Genomic DNA, 17125 nt, shown 5'->3' on the forward strand with positions numbered 1-17125 from the left:
TGTTCCAAAGCTCGTATGAATAAGGTAGCCGCACCAGAGAGTTTCGTCGCGGTCGCCCATGCCCCGATTGCTGAAATGCTGTGCCTGCGTACAGGTTAGCCAAAGTTTGTCGTTCACTTTCAGGGTATCGTTCCAATCCAGTTCCCGGCTCGTTCGGCCATCGACGGATTTTGGCAGATAAGACACGCCTAAGGGCGTCACAAACAAGGGATTATGTTGTTTGGCTAGTTTCTTGATGGTTGGCAAATCCAGATGGTCGTAGTGATTGTGACTTAGCAACACTACGTCGATAGGCGGCAATTCCTCAAACCGTAACCCTGGCGGGCGTTTGCGTTTGACTCCCAGCCAGGACGTTGGTCCGACACGATTCGACCAGACAGGGTCCGTCAGGATGTTAAGGCCGTTGGTCTGAATCAGAAAGGTAGAGTGGTTAACAAAGGTTAGAACCAGACTATCTCCTTCAATACGTGTAGCAGGTTTGGCCCCGACAAAGGCATCGGGTTGCTCGGGCCATGGTCCTTTGTCGCGGTTTAGCAACCACTTCAGCAGACTGCCCGACGAGCGCTCAGGCATACCCGGGTTAAAAAACTTTTTGCCGTTAAAATGATCGGTGACTGGACCTTTATAGCGTGGCGTGCAGGACGATAGCATCAATACGAAACATGACAACAGAAGCAGTGACAGATAAGGCATTAGTGAGTAGATCTTTCGTCCGTTAAAACAATGATAGTTGCCTTCCTGTTTCTGAACCTGACAAATCTCGTTCGTGCTCCAGCAGCCATTTTTTTCGCCAAAGCCCACCCGCATACCCGGTCAGTGACCCGTCTGAGCCAATGATTCTGTGGCAGGGAACAACGATCCAGAGGGGATTACGTCCATTGGCGGAAGCCACCGCCCGGATTGCTTTTTCGTCACCGATACGTCGGGTCAAAGCCAGGTACGACAACGTAGTGCCAAATGGTACGTCGAGCAGGGCTCGCCATACGGTTTGCTGAAAAGTCGTTCCTACCGGATTCATCCGAAAATCGAACATCCGGCGCATACCAGTAAAATACTCCCGTAACTGCTGAGCAGCTATTCGAACCGGTTCGGGTAACTGATTCTCCTGGTGCGTTTCCGATGCGTTTACACCTGGCTGAATATCGGTGCAGGAGATAACAGAAACCCCCTCTTCGTTGCCGGTGATACGTACTAAACCAAGAGGGGATTCTATCAGGCAGGTGGTCATTGCTTTACTACTACCCATTTCTACAGGTCGGCTCAAAGCCAACGATCCATCCGGAAATTTAGGTTAAGAAACGACTGTAACTTACTATCTTTCCTTAGAAAATACAAAGGCAGCAAAAAGTCTGACCGTTTGGGGCCAGACTTTTACCAGTAACCGATCAATTAATTGCTTCCGGTCAATTTCAGGATTCTTCCTGCTCCGAAGTCGCACAGATACAGCTCGTTGTTCTGATCTTCTCCAAATGCTGAGATTGAACCGGCTGATGAAGCAATCTCCTGATTATCGGTGGCCTTACTTCCGTTATACGTCAATGCCCAAACCCGTCCGCTGGCGTAATCAGCGTAAATATATTTACCACGTAGCGTCGGGTTAGCAGAACCTCGATAGACGAGCCCACCCGTGATTGATACGTCGCCCTGATTGCGGTTATACTCCCAAATTGGCGGAATCAGATTCGTTGTATTTGCATTGCCCGACGCATTGTAATCGGCAGTACCTTCTTTGATGCGCCAGCCATAATTGCCTCCTTTGGTAATGATGTCGATCTCTTCGATCTTATTCTGGCCGACATCGCCAGCCCAAAGACGCCCTTGTTCATCGAAACTCATTCGCCATGGATTTCGGAGACCGTAAGCAAAAATCTCTTCCCGATAACCGGTTGTATTGCCCTTAAACGGATTGTCGCCGGGAATACCGTACTGCCCTTTTTCGGTGCTGTTCACATCGACGCGAAGAATTTTCCCTAGCCAGCTGCTTCGATTCTGTCCATGGTTCTGAGGATCGCCCCCACTACCCCCATCACCGGTTGCTACGTAGAGATATCCGTCCGGACCAAATAGAATTTTCCCGCCGTTGTGATTGGAATAGGGCTGTTCAAAGCGGAACAGAATCACCTCGGAGTTAGGATCAACTGTGGTAGCACTCGCCGAAGCCGCTTTAAAGCGACTCACGATCGTTTCCCGTGGGTTATCCTTGGTGTAGTTGACGTAGAAGAATCCATTTTGCTTAAAATCAGGATGAAACGCCAGTCCTAACAGGCCCATCTCGCCACCCGCAGCAACTTTATTACGTATGTCCAGATAGGTCGCAGCGGTTTCCGAGTTGGCGTCATTTCCGAATACGCGGATACGCCCAGCCTGCTCCACGACAAACACACGGTTCGTTCCATCGTTGGCGTGTGTGTATTCCACAGGCGCGGAAAACGTTAATTTCGGATAAGCATTGACCACCTTCATGGCTAATGTTCCTGCGCCGGTTCCCGTAGAGTCGGGAGTCATTGATTCAGCTTGGTTGCCGGGCTGGCAGGCCGCAGCTAAAAGCCACGCTACGAGTGATGTAGCCGCCAACGAAACTCCAAACATCCCTATCGTTTTGCTCAGCATACTAGTCCACTTCGTTTTGATTCTATAATTTGCAGTGCAAATACAATTCCAGATTGGGTGGGCGAACTTTAAGAGGTGCATTTTGTTTCAAAATCAACAATTTATTCGATCAGCAGTGCAACTCTATTCGTTAAACGAATGGATTGATCAGTGTAGTGTCTCCTCACAATGGGGCGTAGATTCTACTCTTGTACTCGTTTTTACGATCCTAACAATACCATGACTACCAGTACCAGCTCCTTTCTTGAACATCTGCAAACGCAACGCGCTCAGTATCGCTACCGACTTCCGTCGCGCCCAGATGCAGGACGATTCATTGATCAACTGATGCGCTTGCTCTTTCCGGTGACGCAGGACTGCAAGTCAGTTTCACAGCACGTAGAGGAAACATATCAGAATCTGAATGAACAACTTGTTCGTTTGCTGTGTCCGCTGGAAAAAAATCTACCGCATAGCGCTGAAACGATTTCTGAGCGTTTTTTTGAGCAACTACCGGCTATCTATGATGGTCTTTTGCTGGATGCCCATGCAATTGCCGATAATGATCCGGCTTCGGTAGGCATTGAAGAAGTCGTTGCTGTTTACCCAGGGTTTTATGCGATCGGGGTATACCGCATTGCTCATGAATTGCTGAAACTCGATGTGCCTCTTCTGCCCCGAATGCTAACCGAATATGCGCATGGTCAGACGGGTATTGACATCCATCCGGGCGCTCAAATTGGCCAGTCATTCTTCATAGATCACGGTACGGGGGTTGTCATTGGCGAAACCACTATTATCGGCAACAACGTCAAGATTTACCAGGGCGTAACGTTGGGTGCTACGTACGTAGCGAAATCAATGGCGCAGAAAAAACGCCATCCAACCATTGAAAACAATGTAGTGATTTACGCCAACGCAACCATTTTAGGCGGTCATACAACGGTGGGTCATGACTCCATCATTGGTGGTAACGTCTGGCTTACAAACAGTGTCGAAGCGCATTCACTCGTGTACCACCAGCATCAAACCGAAGTTCGGCTAAAATCGCTGGAATCCGCAGAACCGATCAATTTTGTCATTTAAAAAATGAAGGATTAGAAGCATACAGTTTGCTCCTTATAGACCTTTTCTTCACTCCCTTTCCTATGAAATATTCTTCCATTCTCGACACGATTGGTAAAACTCCACACGTACGTATCAACCGACTGTTTCCGGGTTATGAAGTCTGGACAAAACTCGAACGGGCCAACCCAGGAGCGAGCATAAAGGATAGAATTGCCCTTTCCATGATCGAAGATGCCGAATCGAAAGGGCTGCTTACTACGGGCAGCACGATTATCGAGCCGACGTCAGGCAACACAGGTATCGGTTTGGCGATGGTGGCCGCCGTGAAAGGGTACAAAATCATTCTGGTGATGCCCGAGTCGATGAGTATTGAGCGTCGAAGAATTATGGCCGCCTATGGTGCCGAATTTGATTTAACTCCCCGGGAGAAAGGCATGAAAGGAGCGATTGAACGGGCACATGAACTCATTGCCCAAACGCCCAACTCCTGGATGCCACAGCAATTCGAGAATCCGGCGAACATCGACGTACATATCCGCACGACGGCTCAGGAGATTCTGGATGACTTTCCCGACGGTTTCGACGTATTGATTACCGGTGTTGGCACAGGCGGCCATATCACGGCTGTCGGGCGAGTACTAAAGCAAAAGTTTCCTAACCTGAAAGTATATGCCGTTGAGCCCGAACTATCGCCCGTTATCAGCGGTGGTGCTCCCGGTCCTCACCCTATTCAGGGCATTGGAGCTGGTTTTATTCCGCAGAACTTGCACATTGACGTACTGGATGGCTCGATTCAGGTCAGTAAAGAGGACGCTTTCGAGATGGCGCGCCGATCGGCGAAGGAAGAAGGTACCTTCATAGGCATTTCGTCGGGTGCATCGTTGGCCGCTGTTGCCAAAAAACTTCCGGATATTACCCCAGGAAGTCGAATTTTAACATTTTGCTACGATACCGGAGAACGTTATTTATCGATAGAGGGGTTATATTGATGATAGTCATAGTCGGTAGTTGGCATTGATGCATACAAGCATACTATTGACTGACGACTATCAACACTCTCACCTCCTCTCTATGGCCCGACAATCTGTTTACTATCGCCCTGTTAAGGACGCTATTTTTATCATCGCCGGAATACTTAGTGCTGGCATGGGCATTAAGGGCTTTCTGTTATCGAGTCATTTTATCGATGGGGGCGTAACTGGCGTTTCCATGTTGCTGGCAACGTTGTTCAGCATTCCACTCCCGATCTGGTTACTCATTATTAATTTACCGTTCATTGGATTAGGGTATCGGCAATTTGGCCGGCAGTTTGCACTAAAAAGCACATTAGGGATTGCTGGTCTCTCGCTTAGCCTGGCCGTTATACCTTACCCGGACGTAACACCCGATTTATTACTGACAGCCATATTTGGCGGATTCTTTATCGGGGCCGGCATTGGTTTAGCCATACGGGGCGGAGCCGTACTGGATGGGACTGAAATTGCTGCTCTTCTCATTAGCCGCAGTAGCCACGTACTGAAAGTGAGCGATGTCATTCTGCTTCTTAACGTAGTGATTTTTGCAGCGGCCGCTTTGTTTCTAGGTATCAACCCGGCCCTGTATTCGATGATTACTTACTTCGCAGCCTCGAAAACGGTGGATTTTATTATTCATGGTATTGAAGAGCACACAGCCGTAATGATTATTTCGAAGTATAATAATATTATCAATCAACGCATCATCGATCAGGGTTGGGGCGTAACCCTCTTAAAAAGCCAGGGCGGCTATGGAAAGCATGGCAATCGCGAAGACATTGATAGTGTTCTTTATATCGTAGTGACACGACTCGAAATCAACCGGCTGCGCACCATCGTTAACAAAGTAGATCCAAACGCCTTTATTATTCATCACAGCGTTGACGACGTAGCAGGGGGTAAAGTAAAAACCCTACCTATGCATTAGCAGTCAACAGCCTATCAGCTACCTTACTATCGACTACTTCCGTTAATACCCGTTTTCGGCCGTTTGTGGATAAATGCCGCGCTGCAAATCGGTTTTCTGGTCTTTAGCCTGAAATCGATTCAACAAACCTAAACGCAATTCGGCATGACGTTCTTTCTACGCGCTTGTCTATTCACTCTGCTCCTGGTGGGGCAAAACTTTGTCTACGCGAAAAGTGGACCTATTGTTTCAGGCATTGTCCGCGACGCCGACGGAAAAACGGTTGAGTTTGCAACCGTAGCTATTCATCGGGCAGTTGATTCCGTGGTCGTCAAGACCGAGTTCAGCAGTGAAGCCGGTACGTTCCGATTTGATCAATTACCCGCTGGTCAGTATTTTGTTTCAGCCTCCCAAGTGGGTTTTGACCGTGTCCAGACGGCCCCCTTCCTGGTTGCCTCTGCCGATCAGACCTTACCAGCCATTCTACTAAAGCCCAGTAGTAAAACCCAACTAAAGGAATTAACGGTGCAGGCCCGGAAACCACTTTTCGAACGGGAAGTCGACCGCATTGTTGTCAACGTAGATGGAAGTCCACTTAGTGCTGGCGCTACGTCGCTGGAAGTTCTCAGCCGATCACCGGGCGTCACAGTCGATCAAAATGACAACCTCGCATTACGGGGCAAACAGGGTGTGCTGGTGCTTATTGATGGCAAACGTGTTCCAATGACGGGCACTGAACTGGGAGAAATGCTACGTGGTCTGCCCGCCAATTCTGTCGATAAAATCGAGCTGATTACCAATCCACCCGCCAAGTATGATGCCGCTGGTGGAGCGGGTATTATTTCGATCAAACTCAAAAAAGATAGTCGGCAAGGTACAAACGGTAGTATTACGGGTAGTTATGGCTATGGCCGTTACTATAAGCTTACGAGTGGTATTTCGCTGAACCACCGCCATAAAAAACTGAATATTTTTGGCAATTATAACTACAGCGACCGTAACGTTTTTACGCAGCTGACCTTGCACCGGAATTTTTACCAGAATCAGCAGTTTATTGGCAGTAGCGACCAAGATAACGTAGGAAAAACAAATTACATCTCGAATACGTACCGGGCAGGAATTGACTATACTTTATCCAAACGAACGCTATTAGGAGCTGTGGTGAGCGGTTTAGCTATGAACGCAGAAGCTCGTATACCGAACGTAACACAGACGTTCGACGAGCGCGGCAACCTCCAATCTAGCTATCAGTCAGCCAATCGCCGGAATCTGTCGATGCCGAACGTAGCCGTGAATATGAACATGAAGCACAGTTTCGATTCGACAGGAAGCCAGGAGTTAACAGCCGATCTCGATTTTGCTCACTACGAAACCCATCGACTTCAGAATCTGGAAACTTCGTTCACGCTCCCGGTTCGGCCGCCCACGACCTTAGCCGGCGATCTGGACGGTGGGCTGAATATCCGCTCAGCAAAAGCAGATTACACGCGCAAACTGCCGAATCAGGCTAAACTGGAAGGGGGTGTTAAGGTTAGCTGGGTCAATTCGGACAATAACGTTCTGTTCACCAATATCACAGAGGGCCAGAGTACTGTCGATACGGGGAAAAGTAATCAGTTTCGGTACAACGAATACATCAGTGCAACCTACCTGAATTTCAGCAAAACCATCCAGAAAACATCTGTCCAGATCGGCCTGCGTAGTGAGCAAACCATTGTCAGCGGAGTTCAGGTAATTGGCGACAATCGTTTCGAACGCCGTTATTTTCAGCTCTTCCCGAGCGTATTTATCAAACAGCCGCTCTCGAAACTGCATGATGTAAGCTTATCGCTGAGCCGTCGGATCGACCGTCCAACCTACAATCAGCTCAATCCATTCCGGGCTTACATCGATGCTACTACGTATTTTACCGGTAATCCATCCCTATTCCCACAGACCAGCTATAACGTTGAACTGACACATACCTTCAAGCAGAAGTTTATTACGTCATTTAACTATACACGCACGAATCAACCTATTATCGACGTAGTACAACCTGCTCCCGAAGGCAATCGCCAGGCCGTATCGACATTCCAGAACCTGACGCGCTCCGATTACTACGGCCTGACGCTGACGATTCCAGCCCAGCCAACGAAGTGGTGGACGCTGGACAATAACGTAGTCGCTTATTACCAGAAGTTTGTCGGTGAATTAGCCGGTACATCACTCAACAATGGCTTACCCGCTTTTACGCTCAATAGCACCAGCACATTTACAATAGGGCGTGGCTGGACTGCCGATCTTACCGGCAATTACCAATCCCGTCAGTTGTATGGCTTCCTGGATATTCGGCCGCTTGGCCAGCTGAATATTGGCTTGCAGAAAACAATGCTCAACAAAAAAGGCACACTCAAGTTGAACGTAACGGACGTTTTCTACACAAGTCCATTAAACGCTACGTCGGCTTACACCAATTATGTGGAGCGGTTTTATCAGCGTCAGGACACGCGGGTAGCAACCGTTTCCTTTACGTATCGATTTGGCAATGAGGTTTTATCGCCATCTCGCCGACGGTCGGGGGGAGCCGAAGAAGAAAAACGCCGGGCAGGTAGCGCTTCGTAAATCGATCAATAGTGGTTAGTCATCAGAAACCAGTGACTAACCACTATTGATTTTTACCGTAAGTCGCGCACGAATCGGCGCATCGTTTCGCGGTATAGTTGTTCTGATTGATCCAGGGGTTGTTCTTCTTTAAGCATCATGGCCAGCATAATCATCCCATGCGAAACAGCCCACCACTGAAAATACAGCCGCTTAATAGCTTCCTTTGCTTTAGGAATAAACGAATAAATCGTATCGCAGATAATACGACTAACCCCCTGCATAGCTTCTGACTGATACACGGGCAGTGTGCAGTACGCTCCGTCCAGGTTATACATTACCTGATAAATCTCGGGCTGCTGCCGTGCGAACTCCCATTGAATAAGCGATATCTCGAAAAGTCGTTTTTCGGGGTCGCGATATAGCTTCAGAATGCGTTCGTACTCTTGCTGTAAATAATTGAAACCTTCGTTCCGAATTTCATCAAGTAAGACATCTTTACTATCAAAATATTCATAAACGACAGGGGCGCTATATTCAATCGCATCAGCGATTTTACGGATCGAAACGGCTTGCCATCCTTCGCGGCTGGCGATAGCTTTTGCGGTATTGACGATGCCCGAACGAGTTTGCTCACGGCTACGCACTTTACGTTCAATTGTCTGCATAGAAGTAGGTCCTCTGTCCGCAGTTAACGGTGTTAAATCACCTGAAAATTACGTATTTCTGACGGGAATCTTAAAAAAAGACACGCCTTTTCTGTGAAAAATCTAATGGGGTCTTCTATAAATTTAATTAAATACAAACGTATATAGTTATTCGTTCTTATAAAATTTATTAAATGGACAAGTTTGTTGGCTATCAGTTTATTGCAAATATGTTCATTGATTACATTTTCTGAGCTAACATCCATAAAGCTTCGTCGCCCAGTGCAAATTCATCTCCCTCCAGAGTGCCATAACAGGCCAGCACAGCTAGTCCCGCTTCGGCAAATAGATGCCTGAGTTCGGCCACTGTGTACACGTAGTGGTTTGCGGTCCGCATTTCGGTTTTTCCGGCTTGCACGTAAGTTAGTTGTGAGCTGATTCGGCTTTCGAGTGGGTAGTATTCATTTTCGACCATAAACAAAATAGGATCAGCCATATCACCGACAGGTTGCCAGCTGCGAGCCTGATAATCGGGCAGAACTGACTCAGCAATCATTTCGGTATGCGCCAGAAATCGACCACCTGGTTTCAGCAAATCGGCAATACGTTCCAGAAACGCCACCATATCAGGGCGAGGGAAGAAGCTAAAACTATTGCCCAGACAATAAGCTGCATTAAACGTAGCTGGCGGTCCTATTTTATTTTTCGCTACCTGAAGAAAATCATCGGTAATGGTTACGACTGACAATTTTTCGGCATCGGCAACTTCCTTCAATTCGGCAATGTATTCCGCTGAAATGTCTATCCCGGTAAGACGGGCTCCCATTCGGGCCAGCGGCACCGCATGACGACCATAGCCACAGAATATGTCCAGCAGTCGATCACCCGGTCCGAAGTCGAGTGTTTCTACAAGCATTTCCAGGTCGAGTTGGTTTTGCTCGTCGGTCTGCGCTGCTTTCCAGGCAACCTGCGGCAATCCATGAAAAAAAGTATGATACCACGCCATTTTGTAAATGAATAATTGAGCGAATTGAATGAAATTCCGACTACCTTGTCATTTAAGCCACACCTGCACTACGTTACAGCGCATTACGCCAACAGTATGGACGCTCGTAACAACGATTAATCAGCTTTCTACACGAAATCCTGAAGCATTACTTCTTTCTTTTCTGTGTGAAATTGAGGGTATTCGCTCACAGTAAACTTAATATTGAGCTATACTCAATGATTAATTAGTTTTTAACAGTAAAACTAACCGCCGATCAGAATTAAATTGTAATTCGTGGCCTGTAAACCCAATATTTATACTATGCAGACTTACTGGGGCATCGACTTAGGAGGTACTAAAACGGAAGGCGTTGTTCTTTCCGCTCCCAAACCTGAAGCCGTTCTCATTCGCAAACGTATCGATACCGAAGCCCATAAAGGGTACGATCATATCCTAAACCAGATTACAGGCCTGATCGATACACTCAAAGCAGAAACCGGCCTGGCGCCAGAGCGCGTTGGGTTTAGCACACCCGGCACATTCGATCCGGCACGCCAGGCCATGAAAAATTGCAATACAACCGTTCTGAATGGGAAGCCGATGAAGCAGGATCTGGCTCGTTTGTTAAATGTTCCAGTCGAAATAGCCAACGATGCCAATTGCTTTGCACTGGCCGAAACCACAATGGGTATCGTGCCAGACGTAGTGCCGGGCTATCAAACAGTGTTCGGGGTAATTATGGGTACGGGCGTTGGTGGCGGTATTGTTGTGCGAGGCCAGGGGCGAGACAAACGTCCGTTTGTCCTGAATGGTTTACAAGGTCTTGGTGGCGAATGGGGACATAATATTCTGGAAGAGAACGGGAATTCGTGCTACTGCGGCAAGCGTGGTTGTGTAGAACAGGTTATTTCGGGACCTGCGTTACAGCACTATTACAAAAAAATGAGCGGTGAAGATCGGTCTATGGAAGAGATAATTGACCGTTATCAGCAGGGCAACGACTTAATTGCGAGTCAAACGATTAACCGGCTGCTGGAGTATTTTGGAAAGGGTATTTCGGTGATCATTAACATTCTTGATCCCGACGCAATCGTTCTAGGCGGTGGCTTAAGCAACATTGATCTACTCTATACGGAGGGCCTGGAGCGAGCCCGTAAGTACATCTTCAACAGTCGAGAAATCAACACCCGCTTTCTAAAGCCCAAGTTAGGCGATAGCGCTGGTGTTTTCGGCGCAGCGCTGTTGTAAAGCCGGGGTTGCAGGGATAGCAAGGAAAACCAGAGCATTTTTTCTTATACCCCATGCCCTCTGCTACTCAGCTAAACAACTGAGGGGCTTTGCTCAGCTCCGGATAGTTAGCGGGCTCCAGTACTTCCGGAACGTCGCTCGGTTCTTTTCGCGACGTAATGCGCTTACTAATGCTGTAACTATGCATTTTACTGGCAGGATACTGCCTGGCTAATAAATGAAGAGCGTCCTCTTCACTCAGATCATCGTGAAGCCAGGCCTGTTCGGCTTTTTGAGTCAGCAAACAAGGCATCCGTTCTTTTGAATTATGGATAGCGGCCAGGAGCGGGTTAGCCTCTGTGGTTAAGAGCGTGTACGTTCGTATTAATTCACCCGAGTCTGGATCAGGCCACTCGTCCCACAGACCGGCAATTGAAGCAATCTCCTGATCTTTTGCGTTTATGTAAAACGGAAATTTTTTACTACCAATCGTATGCCACTCGTAAAAGCCGGTTACGGGTATAAGACACCGCTTTCCAGCCTGCGCAGCCGAACGGAATGAGGGTTTTTCGTAGATCGTTTCAGAGCGAGCGTTAATGGTTCTGGTGCGGGCCTCCATTGCATCATCATAGGTTTTAACCCAATGGGGTATCAGCCCCCAATGCATCATCTGAAATCGTTCGGGTTCCTGATGTGTTACGATCGGCCAGGTCGGAAACTGATAGGCATTCGCATGGTACACCGGCTGAAATTGAGTCGATTCCGGCAACGTAGCGTCGTATCGTTCTTCCAGTTGTTGAGCTGTAACATTGAGCGATTTATGAAAACACATGAGTCCGTCAGTTGAGCCGTTAATTTTATGAATTACAATAATTAAACAAAAAAATTAACCCTTAGGTTATCCCAACGGGTGTTTCAGTTCATAAAATCAATCACCATACGCCAATCGCTTATGACAGCGAATCAGCCTGAATCAACTTTGCAGATAACCTTTCCGGATTCTCTTACTGACCTTGAGCGTGCAATCTGGCATCAACTCATCTCCACCACTGAGCACGGTCAGGGTATTGATGCAGGATTCAAAACCATGACTGTCGCTACCTGCACCAACCGGGGAGCCGATGCTCGTATGGTGATATTACGTGCCGTTGATGGAATCCGCAAATACGTCTGGTTTCATACGGATGCACGTTCCGAAAAAGTTATACAGCTTGAAGCCTTTCCTACAACTACGCTTTTATTTTGGGACAGCAAGCAACAGATTCAACTTCGTCTGACGGCCGAAACCCGGCTTCATACAGATGATTACATCGCGGACGAGCATTGGGAGAAACTCGCCGATGGTAGTCGTAAGCTTTATTTTTCAGAGTACGTTCCCGGTAGCGAATTGCCAACCCCCTACCCTGGCTTTCCAGACTATTTGAATGGCAAAGACCTGACCGATGAAGCCGAAAAAGCGGGACGTAGCAATTTTGCGGTGATCGAATGTCGTGTGCTGGCTATGGAGTATCTTCGCGTAAGCCGGGAAGGACAGGTGCGTGCTCGGTTTCAGTATGAACCAGAGTCTAGGATGGCTTGGTTAGCTCCTTAATTTCAGCCAGTTGCTACCTCTCTGGACAGTAGCCAGAATAAAACACAATACGTTGTCAGAGTAATTCAACTAATTGCCAATCAGAAAATAGGCAGCACAGAGAATTGCTCAAACGTAACGTCGAACCCCCGACCATCGGGAGCAGCGGCCATCATGCCAATTTGCACAGGCACCTCTGGAGTGAAATACGCCAGCCGCAGCATTTGATACGTAAAATCATCGAACGAATAATCAATACGTACTGAATCGTTTTGACGGGTTAAGCGCAAAAAAATCGAGGGCTGATCATTCGACTGAGGACAAACTGACCAATCGGAAAACTCCCGCGTAACGACTGCACTAACGTGTTGGCGTTCATCAACATATTCAATCCCCGTCTTGATCCAGTTCCGTTCATCAAGACGTAGCATTAGCCCAGCCTGATCATACAAGTCGGCATAACGACCGGTGATTTTAACACTCGCAACAAAATCACCGGCCTGTTCCTGATAATAGAAATGGCCGTTATCCCGAACAAAATCATAATGGGTAATACGCCAGAAGTCAGTATCGGCTTCGACCCGCATATGAATCAGATCCTTATCGGCATTCCAGATTGATGGCTTATTATACCAGATCATAGTCCTTGTTTTGGGCGAAAGTATGAAAATTAGTTCGACGGCACTATGCCTTAATAAACAGTGAACCGGTTTTAGGACTTTTAATGCTCAAGTACGTTATACACCTGTTAGAGCAAACCATATGGCGACAAATAATCGGGCTTTTAATTACGATCTCGACTATCGGCAGCTCAATCTGCGCGAACAGCCTGAGCTGTACCGAGTGGGCAAAGGTGAACAGGGTGTACTTTTGGTCAGACCCTATAAAGAGGAAATCTTACCTTACTGGAAATTTAAATCGCCCGAAATTGCCCGAGAATCGTCAGAGAAAATCTACCAGTTGTTTCTGGATTATAAAGCAAAGGGTGATTTCATTGGCATGGATATGGCCAGAAAGTTTCTGCAAATGGGCTATACCCGATCGCGTCGGTACGCGAATCACAAAACAGGACAAAAATACGATGGCCCTGTCCCTGATGATCAGAAAGGGCGTTCGGGCGCACATGGCCGGGATCAGCTTCCGCGCAACGAAGATCCTGTGAAAGCGGAATCGGCCCGGATTTTTTACGGCAAGTACCTCGAAGCACGCGAGGACCCCGAGTATAAAAAACTAAAGAAAGAGTGGCAGGAGAAATATGGGTAAACGATTTCCAGATCAGTACACTATCTTTGCTACGTTCAACGAATCGACAACTCATAAACCACCGAATGTCATGTAATCGCACACAGGTTCCGCTACGTGGATAGCCTTTACTGCCCAGTAAAGTGCCTGTGTTTTTATTGTTTCATCAAAATGCGATTACTATGATTTCCCGTAAATATGGTCGAACGTATCATTACCCCTTTTCGCCGGGTACAACAAGCGACGACCGCATCAATCATCAGACTCAGGAAGATCTTTCCCGCATCGATGTACTGATACATACCGAAAAGCTGGACGGCGAAAACAACTGCCTGAATCGCTACGGAGTATTTGCCCGATCACACGCAGCACCCACCCAAACTCCCTGGACTCGTCATCTCCGCGACCGTTGGGAACGAATCAAACATGAGTTGGGCGACCTGGAAGTTTTCGGTGAAAATCTTTATGCAGTACACTCCATCTGCTACAGACGTATTGACGCTTATTTCTACGTTTTTGCTGTTCGGGAAAACGAGAAATGGCTATCGTGGGAAGAGACCGAATTTTATGCGCAGTTGCTGAATTTCCCAACAGTTCCGGTCCTGGCTATCCAGAAGCAGCCATTCAGCTTTACAGAAGTTGAGGCTGCTGTAACAGAACTAGCCACATTGCCCGGTACGTTTGAGTCATTTGATTATCAAACCGGTGAAAAATGCACCTGTGAAGGCATTGTGACACGTAACGCCGGTGCGTATTCTGTTGACGATCACCAGCATAATGTTTTTAAATACGTTCGTCGGGGGCACGTTAAAACAGATGAACACTGGACACGTACCTGGAAACGCGCCCGCCTGATTCAAGAGCAATCGAACGAGCTCTATTAATTCTGTAAAGCTATGTGGACATTCACAACCGATAAACAGTGGACCGCGCTTACAAACCAATTTCGTGAAATTCGGGATATGGCAGACGTAGTACAGGACCCACGTCATCATGCTGAGGGCAACGTAGCAGTCCATACACAACTGGTGCTCTCTGCCCTTGTTGCCGACAAACAATACCAGTGGTTACGTCCGGACGATCAGGAACTACTCTGGACGGCGGCACTCCTGCATGATGTAGAAAAACGATCGACAACCGTTATCGAGCCAGATGGTAGTATTACGGCGCGTGGACATGCCCGCAAAGGAGAACACACCGTGCGGGAAATGTTGTATACGGGCTATCGTTTAGCTTCGGTACCCGATTTCAAAACGCGTGAGCAAATCTGTAAACTGATTCGGTATCATGGTTTTCCGCTCTGGATTTTTGATAAACCAGATCCGCAGAAGGCATTGCTACAGCTTAGTCTGGACGTAAACACGGAGTGGCTAGCCATGCTCGCGCGGGCGGATGTTCGAGGGCGCGTTTGTGCTGATCAGGCGGATCTGCTGTACAGAATTGATTTGTTCGAGGAATTTTGCCGCGAAAACCAATGCTGGGGCCAACGTTATCCATTTATCAGCGACGCGGCTCGGTTTCATTATTTTAGTCATGATACGTCTTATCCGGATTACCAACCTTTTCCCGAAATGGGTTCTGAAATTGTGCTTTTATCTGGCTTACCCGGTTCCGGAAAAGATACGTTCGTATCGCGCTACCTGGCCGACTGGCCGGTTATCAGCCTGGACAACTATAGGCGTCAGCTAAAAATTAGTCCGACTGACAAACAGGGCACCAGCCGCGTGGTTCGGTTGGCCAGAGAAGATGCCAAAGGTATGCTGCGCAAGCAGACGCCGTTTGTCTGGAACGCAACGAACCTGACACGTCAGATCCGACAGCAGTTAATCGATCTGTTCACTACGTATAAAGCGCAGGTTCGCCTGGTATATATTGAAGTACCATATCAGCAGTTAATTCAGCAAAACGAAGATCGTGAACATGTAGTGCCTGATGATGTCCTTTATCGGATGTTTCAACGGCTGGAAATTCCGTCAGCCTGGGAAGCGCACGAGGTTCAATATTTTGTACCGGAACGTATTGAGTAAACTCGTCTTCAGGAATCTCAAACCTGTTTCTTTATGTAGCTTTGCGGTTGAGTTGACGTCGTCGGTAGACCGTTACTAGCCCAATGGCTGTCCCGACGACTTTCGACTGAAGACTAATAACAGACACATGCAACTTTTAGACGGTAAACTTCTCTCATCCCAGATCAAACAGGAAATTGCGGCTGAGGTCGCTCAAATACGGGAGCAAGGCGGCAAAATTCCCCACCTTGTCGCGATTCTGGTCGGCAACAATGGTGCTTCAGAAACCTACGTAGCGTCGAAAATGAAAAACTGCGAAGAGGTAGGTATGCATTCCACCCTCATCCGATTCGATCCTTCCGTTTCTGAAGAAGACCTGTTAGCCAAGGTTCGTGAAGTGAATGAGAATCCAGATATGGATGGTCTGATCGTGCAGCTCCCCCTCCCCAATCACATCAACCCCGATCGTATTATGGAAACGATCAGCCCGGCCAAAGACGTCGACGGTTTCCATCCAATCAACATCGGTCGAATGGCGAAAGGATTACCAGCTTATATTTCAGCGACTCCGCAGGGTGTTCTGGAAATGATCAAACGATATAACATTGAAACGTCTGGAAAGCATTGTGTTGTTGTCGGTCGCAGTCAGATTGTGGGTCTTCCGATGTCGATTTTGATGCAACGTAACACTTACCCCGGCAACTGTACGGTTACGCTCACCCACAGCCGCACGAAGAACCTCGCCGAAATTTGTCGTACGGCGGATATTCTGGTTGCCGCCCTCGGAAAGCCGGAATTCGTTACGGCCGATATGGTTAAAGAAGGTGCCGTCGTGATCGACGTAGGGCTGGAACGTGTGCCCGATGCGAGCAAGAAAAGTGGCTTTTCCCTGAAAGGCGATGTAAAATTTGACGAAGTCGCCCCAAAAGCAAGCTTCATTACGCCCGTTCCCGGAGGAGTAGGTTTGATGACTATCTGCTCACTCATGCAAAATACACTGAAAGCCGCTCGAGGAGAAGTCTATTAAGGCCGCCGTGTGCAGTTATCAACTATCACTCTAGACCATTTTGGTCGCAAACGCATCTGTTTTTGGCTGTAGATAGTCAGCTAAAGAACAGATGCGTTTTCTAATTCGACTAATGCGCTACGTTTGCCGCACCGTCCCTATACCGCTAAGTCAATATTCAACAAATTACTGTAAGATAAACTCTTATTTATTCTTTATCATTTTATCAACCCCTCGATCACGTGATTGTGTACCCAAATAGCTTTAAAGTAATCATTCACT

The 17125-nt window shown here is 47.7% G+C and carries 18 protein-coding genes; 11 read left to right on the forward strand and 7 right to left on the reverse strand.

The window, feature by feature from the left end; translation table 11 throughout:
* The 3 genes from ACOJS8_RS19465 to ACOJS8_RS19475 all read right to left on the reverse strand — a co-directional run.
* A partial coding sequence (locus ACOJS8_RS19465; RefSeq protein WP_420150215.1) for an MBL fold metallo-hydrolase occupies positions 1–693 on the reverse strand: 693 nt, incomplete at its 3' end.
* A 22-nt stretch (positions 694–715) separates the two neighbouring features.
* Positions 716–1228, reverse strand: coding sequence for a methylated-DNA--[protein]-cysteine S-methyltransferase (locus ACOJS8_RS19470; RefSeq protein ID WP_420150232.1), 513 nt, complete (start codon positions 1226–1228; stop codon positions 716–718).
* Between the two features lie 161 nt (positions 1229–1389).
* Positions 1390–2610, reverse strand: a complete 1221-nt coding sequence (locus ACOJS8_RS19475; RefSeq protein WP_420150216.1) for a PQQ-dependent sugar dehydrogenase — start codon at positions 2608–2610, stop codon at positions 1390–1392.
* Positions 2611–2829: 219 nt separating this feature from the next.
* Between ACOJS8_RS19475 and ACOJS8_RS19480 the strand changes: the two genes are divergently transcribed.
* From ACOJS8_RS19480 to ACOJS8_RS19495, 4 genes are all read left to right on the forward strand, one after another.
* Positions 2830–3675: a serine O-acetyltransferase gene (locus ACOJS8_RS19480; RefSeq protein ID WP_420150217.1), complete on the forward strand. Its 846-nt coding sequence runs from the start codon at positions 2830–2832 to the stop codon at positions 3673–3675.
* A gap of 62 nt (positions 3676–3737) precedes the next feature.
* Positions 3738–4646: a cysteine synthase A gene (gene cysK, locus ACOJS8_RS19485; protein ID WP_420150218.1), complete on the forward strand. Its 909-nt coding sequence runs from the start codon at positions 3738–3740 to the stop codon at positions 4644–4646.
* Positions 4647–4728: 82 nt separating this feature from the next.
* Entirely contained in the window at positions 4729–5598 is an 870-nt protein-coding gene (locus ACOJS8_RS19490) for a YitT family protein (RefSeq protein WP_420150219.1), read from the forward strand.
* A 144-nt stretch (positions 5599–5742) separates the two neighbouring features.
* Positions 5743–8178, forward strand: a complete 2436-nt coding sequence (locus tag ACOJS8_RS19495; protein WP_420150220.1) for an outer membrane beta-barrel protein — start codon at positions 5743–5745, stop codon at positions 8176–8178.
* Between the two features lie 53 nt (positions 8179–8231).
* Here the strand turns inward: ACOJS8_RS19495 and ACOJS8_RS19500 are convergent, their stop codons facing one another.
* Positions 8232–8825 carry a TetR/AcrR family transcriptional regulator gene (locus tag ACOJS8_RS19500; RefSeq protein WP_420150221.1) on the reverse strand — a complete coding sequence of 198 codons (594 nt, stop codon included), beginning with the start codon at positions 8823–8825 and terminating at the stop codon, positions 8232–8234.
* Positions 8826–9045: 220 nt separating this feature from the next.
* Complete coding sequence (locus tag ACOJS8_RS19505) at positions 9046–9810, reverse strand: SAM-dependent methyltransferase (RefSeq protein ID WP_420150222.1); 765 nt, start codon at positions 9808–9810, stop codon at positions 9046–9048.
* 28 nt (positions 9811–9838) lie between these two features.
* On the opposite strand from ACOJS8_RS19505, the gene ACOJS8_RS19510 reads away from it, so the two are divergent.
* A complete protein-coding gene (locus ACOJS8_RS19510; protein WP_420150223.1) occupies positions 9839–10006 on the forward strand; it encodes a hypothetical protein in 168 nt (55 codons plus the stop codon).
* Positions 10007–10113: 107 nt separating this feature from the next.
* On the forward strand, positions 10114–11040 hold the full coding sequence (locus ACOJS8_RS19515) for an ROK family protein (protein WP_420150224.1): 927 nt from the start codon (positions 10114–10116) through the stop codon (positions 11038–11040).
* A gap of 67 nt (positions 11041–11107) precedes the next feature.
* On the opposite strand, the gene ACOJS8_RS19520 is transcribed toward ACOJS8_RS19515, so the two are convergent.
* Positions 11108–11851 (reverse strand): SOS response-associated peptidase, encoded by a 744-nt coding sequence (locus ACOJS8_RS19520; protein ID WP_420150225.1) that lies wholly within the window; start codon positions 11849–11851, stop codon positions 11108–11110.
* 120 nt (positions 11852–11971) lie between these two features.
* On the opposite strand from ACOJS8_RS19520, the gene ACOJS8_RS19525 reads away from it, so the two are divergent.
* A complete protein-coding gene (locus ACOJS8_RS19525; protein ID WP_420150226.1) occupies positions 11972–12610 on the forward strand; it encodes a pyridoxamine 5'-phosphate oxidase family protein in 639 nt (212 codons plus the stop codon).
* Positions 12611–12690: 80 nt separating this feature from the next.
* On the opposite strand, the gene ACOJS8_RS19530 is transcribed toward ACOJS8_RS19525, so the two are convergent.
* Positions 12691–13230, reverse strand: coding sequence for a DUF1349 domain-containing protein (locus ACOJS8_RS19530; RefSeq protein WP_420150227.1), 540 nt, complete (start codon positions 13228–13230; stop codon positions 12691–12693).
* A gap of 121 nt (positions 13231–13351) precedes the next feature.
* On the opposite strand from ACOJS8_RS19530, the gene ACOJS8_RS19535 reads away from it, so the two are divergent.
* The 4 genes from ACOJS8_RS19535 (at position 13352) to ACOJS8_RS19550 (ending at position 16864) form a co-directional block, all read left to right on the forward strand.
* On the forward strand, positions 13352–13852 hold the full coding sequence (locus ACOJS8_RS19535) for a DUF4385 domain-containing protein (RefSeq protein WP_420150228.1): 501 nt from the start codon (positions 13352–13354) through the stop codon (positions 13850–13852).
* A 161-nt stretch (positions 13853–14013) separates the two neighbouring features.
* Complete coding sequence (locus ACOJS8_RS19540; protein ID WP_420150229.1) at positions 14014–14715, forward strand: RNA ligase family protein; 702 nt, start codon at positions 14014–14016, stop codon at positions 14713–14715.
* A gap of 12 nt (positions 14716–14727) precedes the next feature.
* The gene (locus ACOJS8_RS19545; RefSeq protein ID WP_420150230.1) at positions 14728–15858 is read left to right on the forward strand and encodes an AAA family ATPase; all 1131 of its coding nucleotides are present in this window, start codon (positions 14728–14730) and stop codon (positions 15856–15858) included.
* 127 nt (positions 15859–15985) lie between these two features.
* Entirely contained in the window at positions 15986–16864 is an 879-nt protein-coding gene (locus ACOJS8_RS19550) for a bifunctional 5,10-methylenetetrahydrofolate dehydrogenase/5,10-methenyltetrahydrofolate cyclohydrolase (protein WP_420150231.1), read from the forward strand.
* The last annotated feature ends 261 nt before the right edge of the window (positions 16865–17125 follow it).

The sequence above is a fragment of the Spirosoma sp. genome, assembly GCF_048594605.1.
Taxonomy (GTDB): Bacteria; Bacteroidota; Bacteroidia; order Cytophagales; family Spirosomataceae; genus Spirosoma.

Coding starts and splice junctions, on each gene's coding strand:
- ACOJS8_RS19520 (WP_420150225.1), bottom strand. CDS start 11,851: ATGTGTTTTCATAAATCGCTCAATGTTACAGCTCAACAACTGGAAGAA.
- ACOJS8_RS19525 (WP_420150226.1), top strand. CDS start 11,972: ATGACAGCGAATCAGCCTGAATCAACTTTGCAGATAACCTTTCCGGAT.
- ACOJS8_RS19505 (WP_420150222.1), bottom strand. CDS start 9,810: ATGGCGTGGTATCATACTTTTTTTCATGGATTGCCGCAGGTTGCCTGG.
- ACOJS8_RS19470 (WP_420150232.1), bottom strand. CDS start 1,228: ATGACCACCTGCCTGATAGAATCCCCTCTTGGTTTAGTACGTATCACC.
- ACOJS8_RS19500 (WP_420150221.1), bottom strand. CDS start 8,825: ATGCAGACAATTGAACGTAAAGTGCGTAGCCGTGAGCAAACTCGTTCG.
- cysK (WP_420150218.1), top strand. CDS start 3,738: ATGAAATATTCTTCCATTCTCGACACGATTGGTAAAACTCCACACGTA.
- ACOJS8_RS19495 (WP_420150220.1), top strand. CDS start 5,743: ATGACGTTCTTTCTACGCGCTTGTCTATTCACTCTGCTCCTGGTGGGG.
- ACOJS8_RS19475 (WP_420150216.1), bottom strand. CDS start 2,610: ATGCTGAGCAAAACGATAGGGATGTTTGGAGTTTCGTTGGCGGCTACA.
- ACOJS8_RS19535 (WP_420150228.1), top strand. CDS start 13,352: ATGGCGACAAATAATCGGGCTTTTAATTACGATCTCGACTATCGGCAG.
- ACOJS8_RS19540 (WP_420150229.1), top strand. CDS start 14,014: ATGATTTCCCGTAAATATGGTCGAACGTATCATTACCCCTTTTCGCCG.
- ACOJS8_RS19490 (WP_420150219.1), top strand. CDS start 4,729: ATGGCCCGACAATCTGTTTACTATCGCCCTGTTAAGGACGCTATTTTT.
- ACOJS8_RS19530 (WP_420150227.1), bottom strand. CDS start 13,230: ATGATCTGGTATAATAAGCCATCAATCTGGAATGCCGATAAGGATCTG.
- ACOJS8_RS19515 (WP_420150224.1), top strand. CDS start 10,114: ATGCAGACTTACTGGGGCATCGACTTAGGAGGTACTAAAACGGAAGGC.
- ACOJS8_RS19480 (WP_420150217.1), top strand. CDS start 2,830: ATGACTACCAGTACCAGCTCCTTTCTTGAACATCTGCAAACGCAACGC.
- ACOJS8_RS19510 (WP_420150223.1), top strand. CDS start 9,839: ATGAAATTCCGACTACCTTGTCATTTAAGCCACACCTGCACTACGTTA.
- ACOJS8_RS19550 (WP_420150231.1), top strand. CDS start 15,986: ATGCAACTTTTAGACGGTAAACTTCTCTCATCCCAGATCAAACAGGAA.
- ACOJS8_RS19545 (WP_420150230.1), top strand. CDS start 14,728: ATGTGGACATTCACAACCGATAAACAGTGGACCGCGCTTACAAACCAA.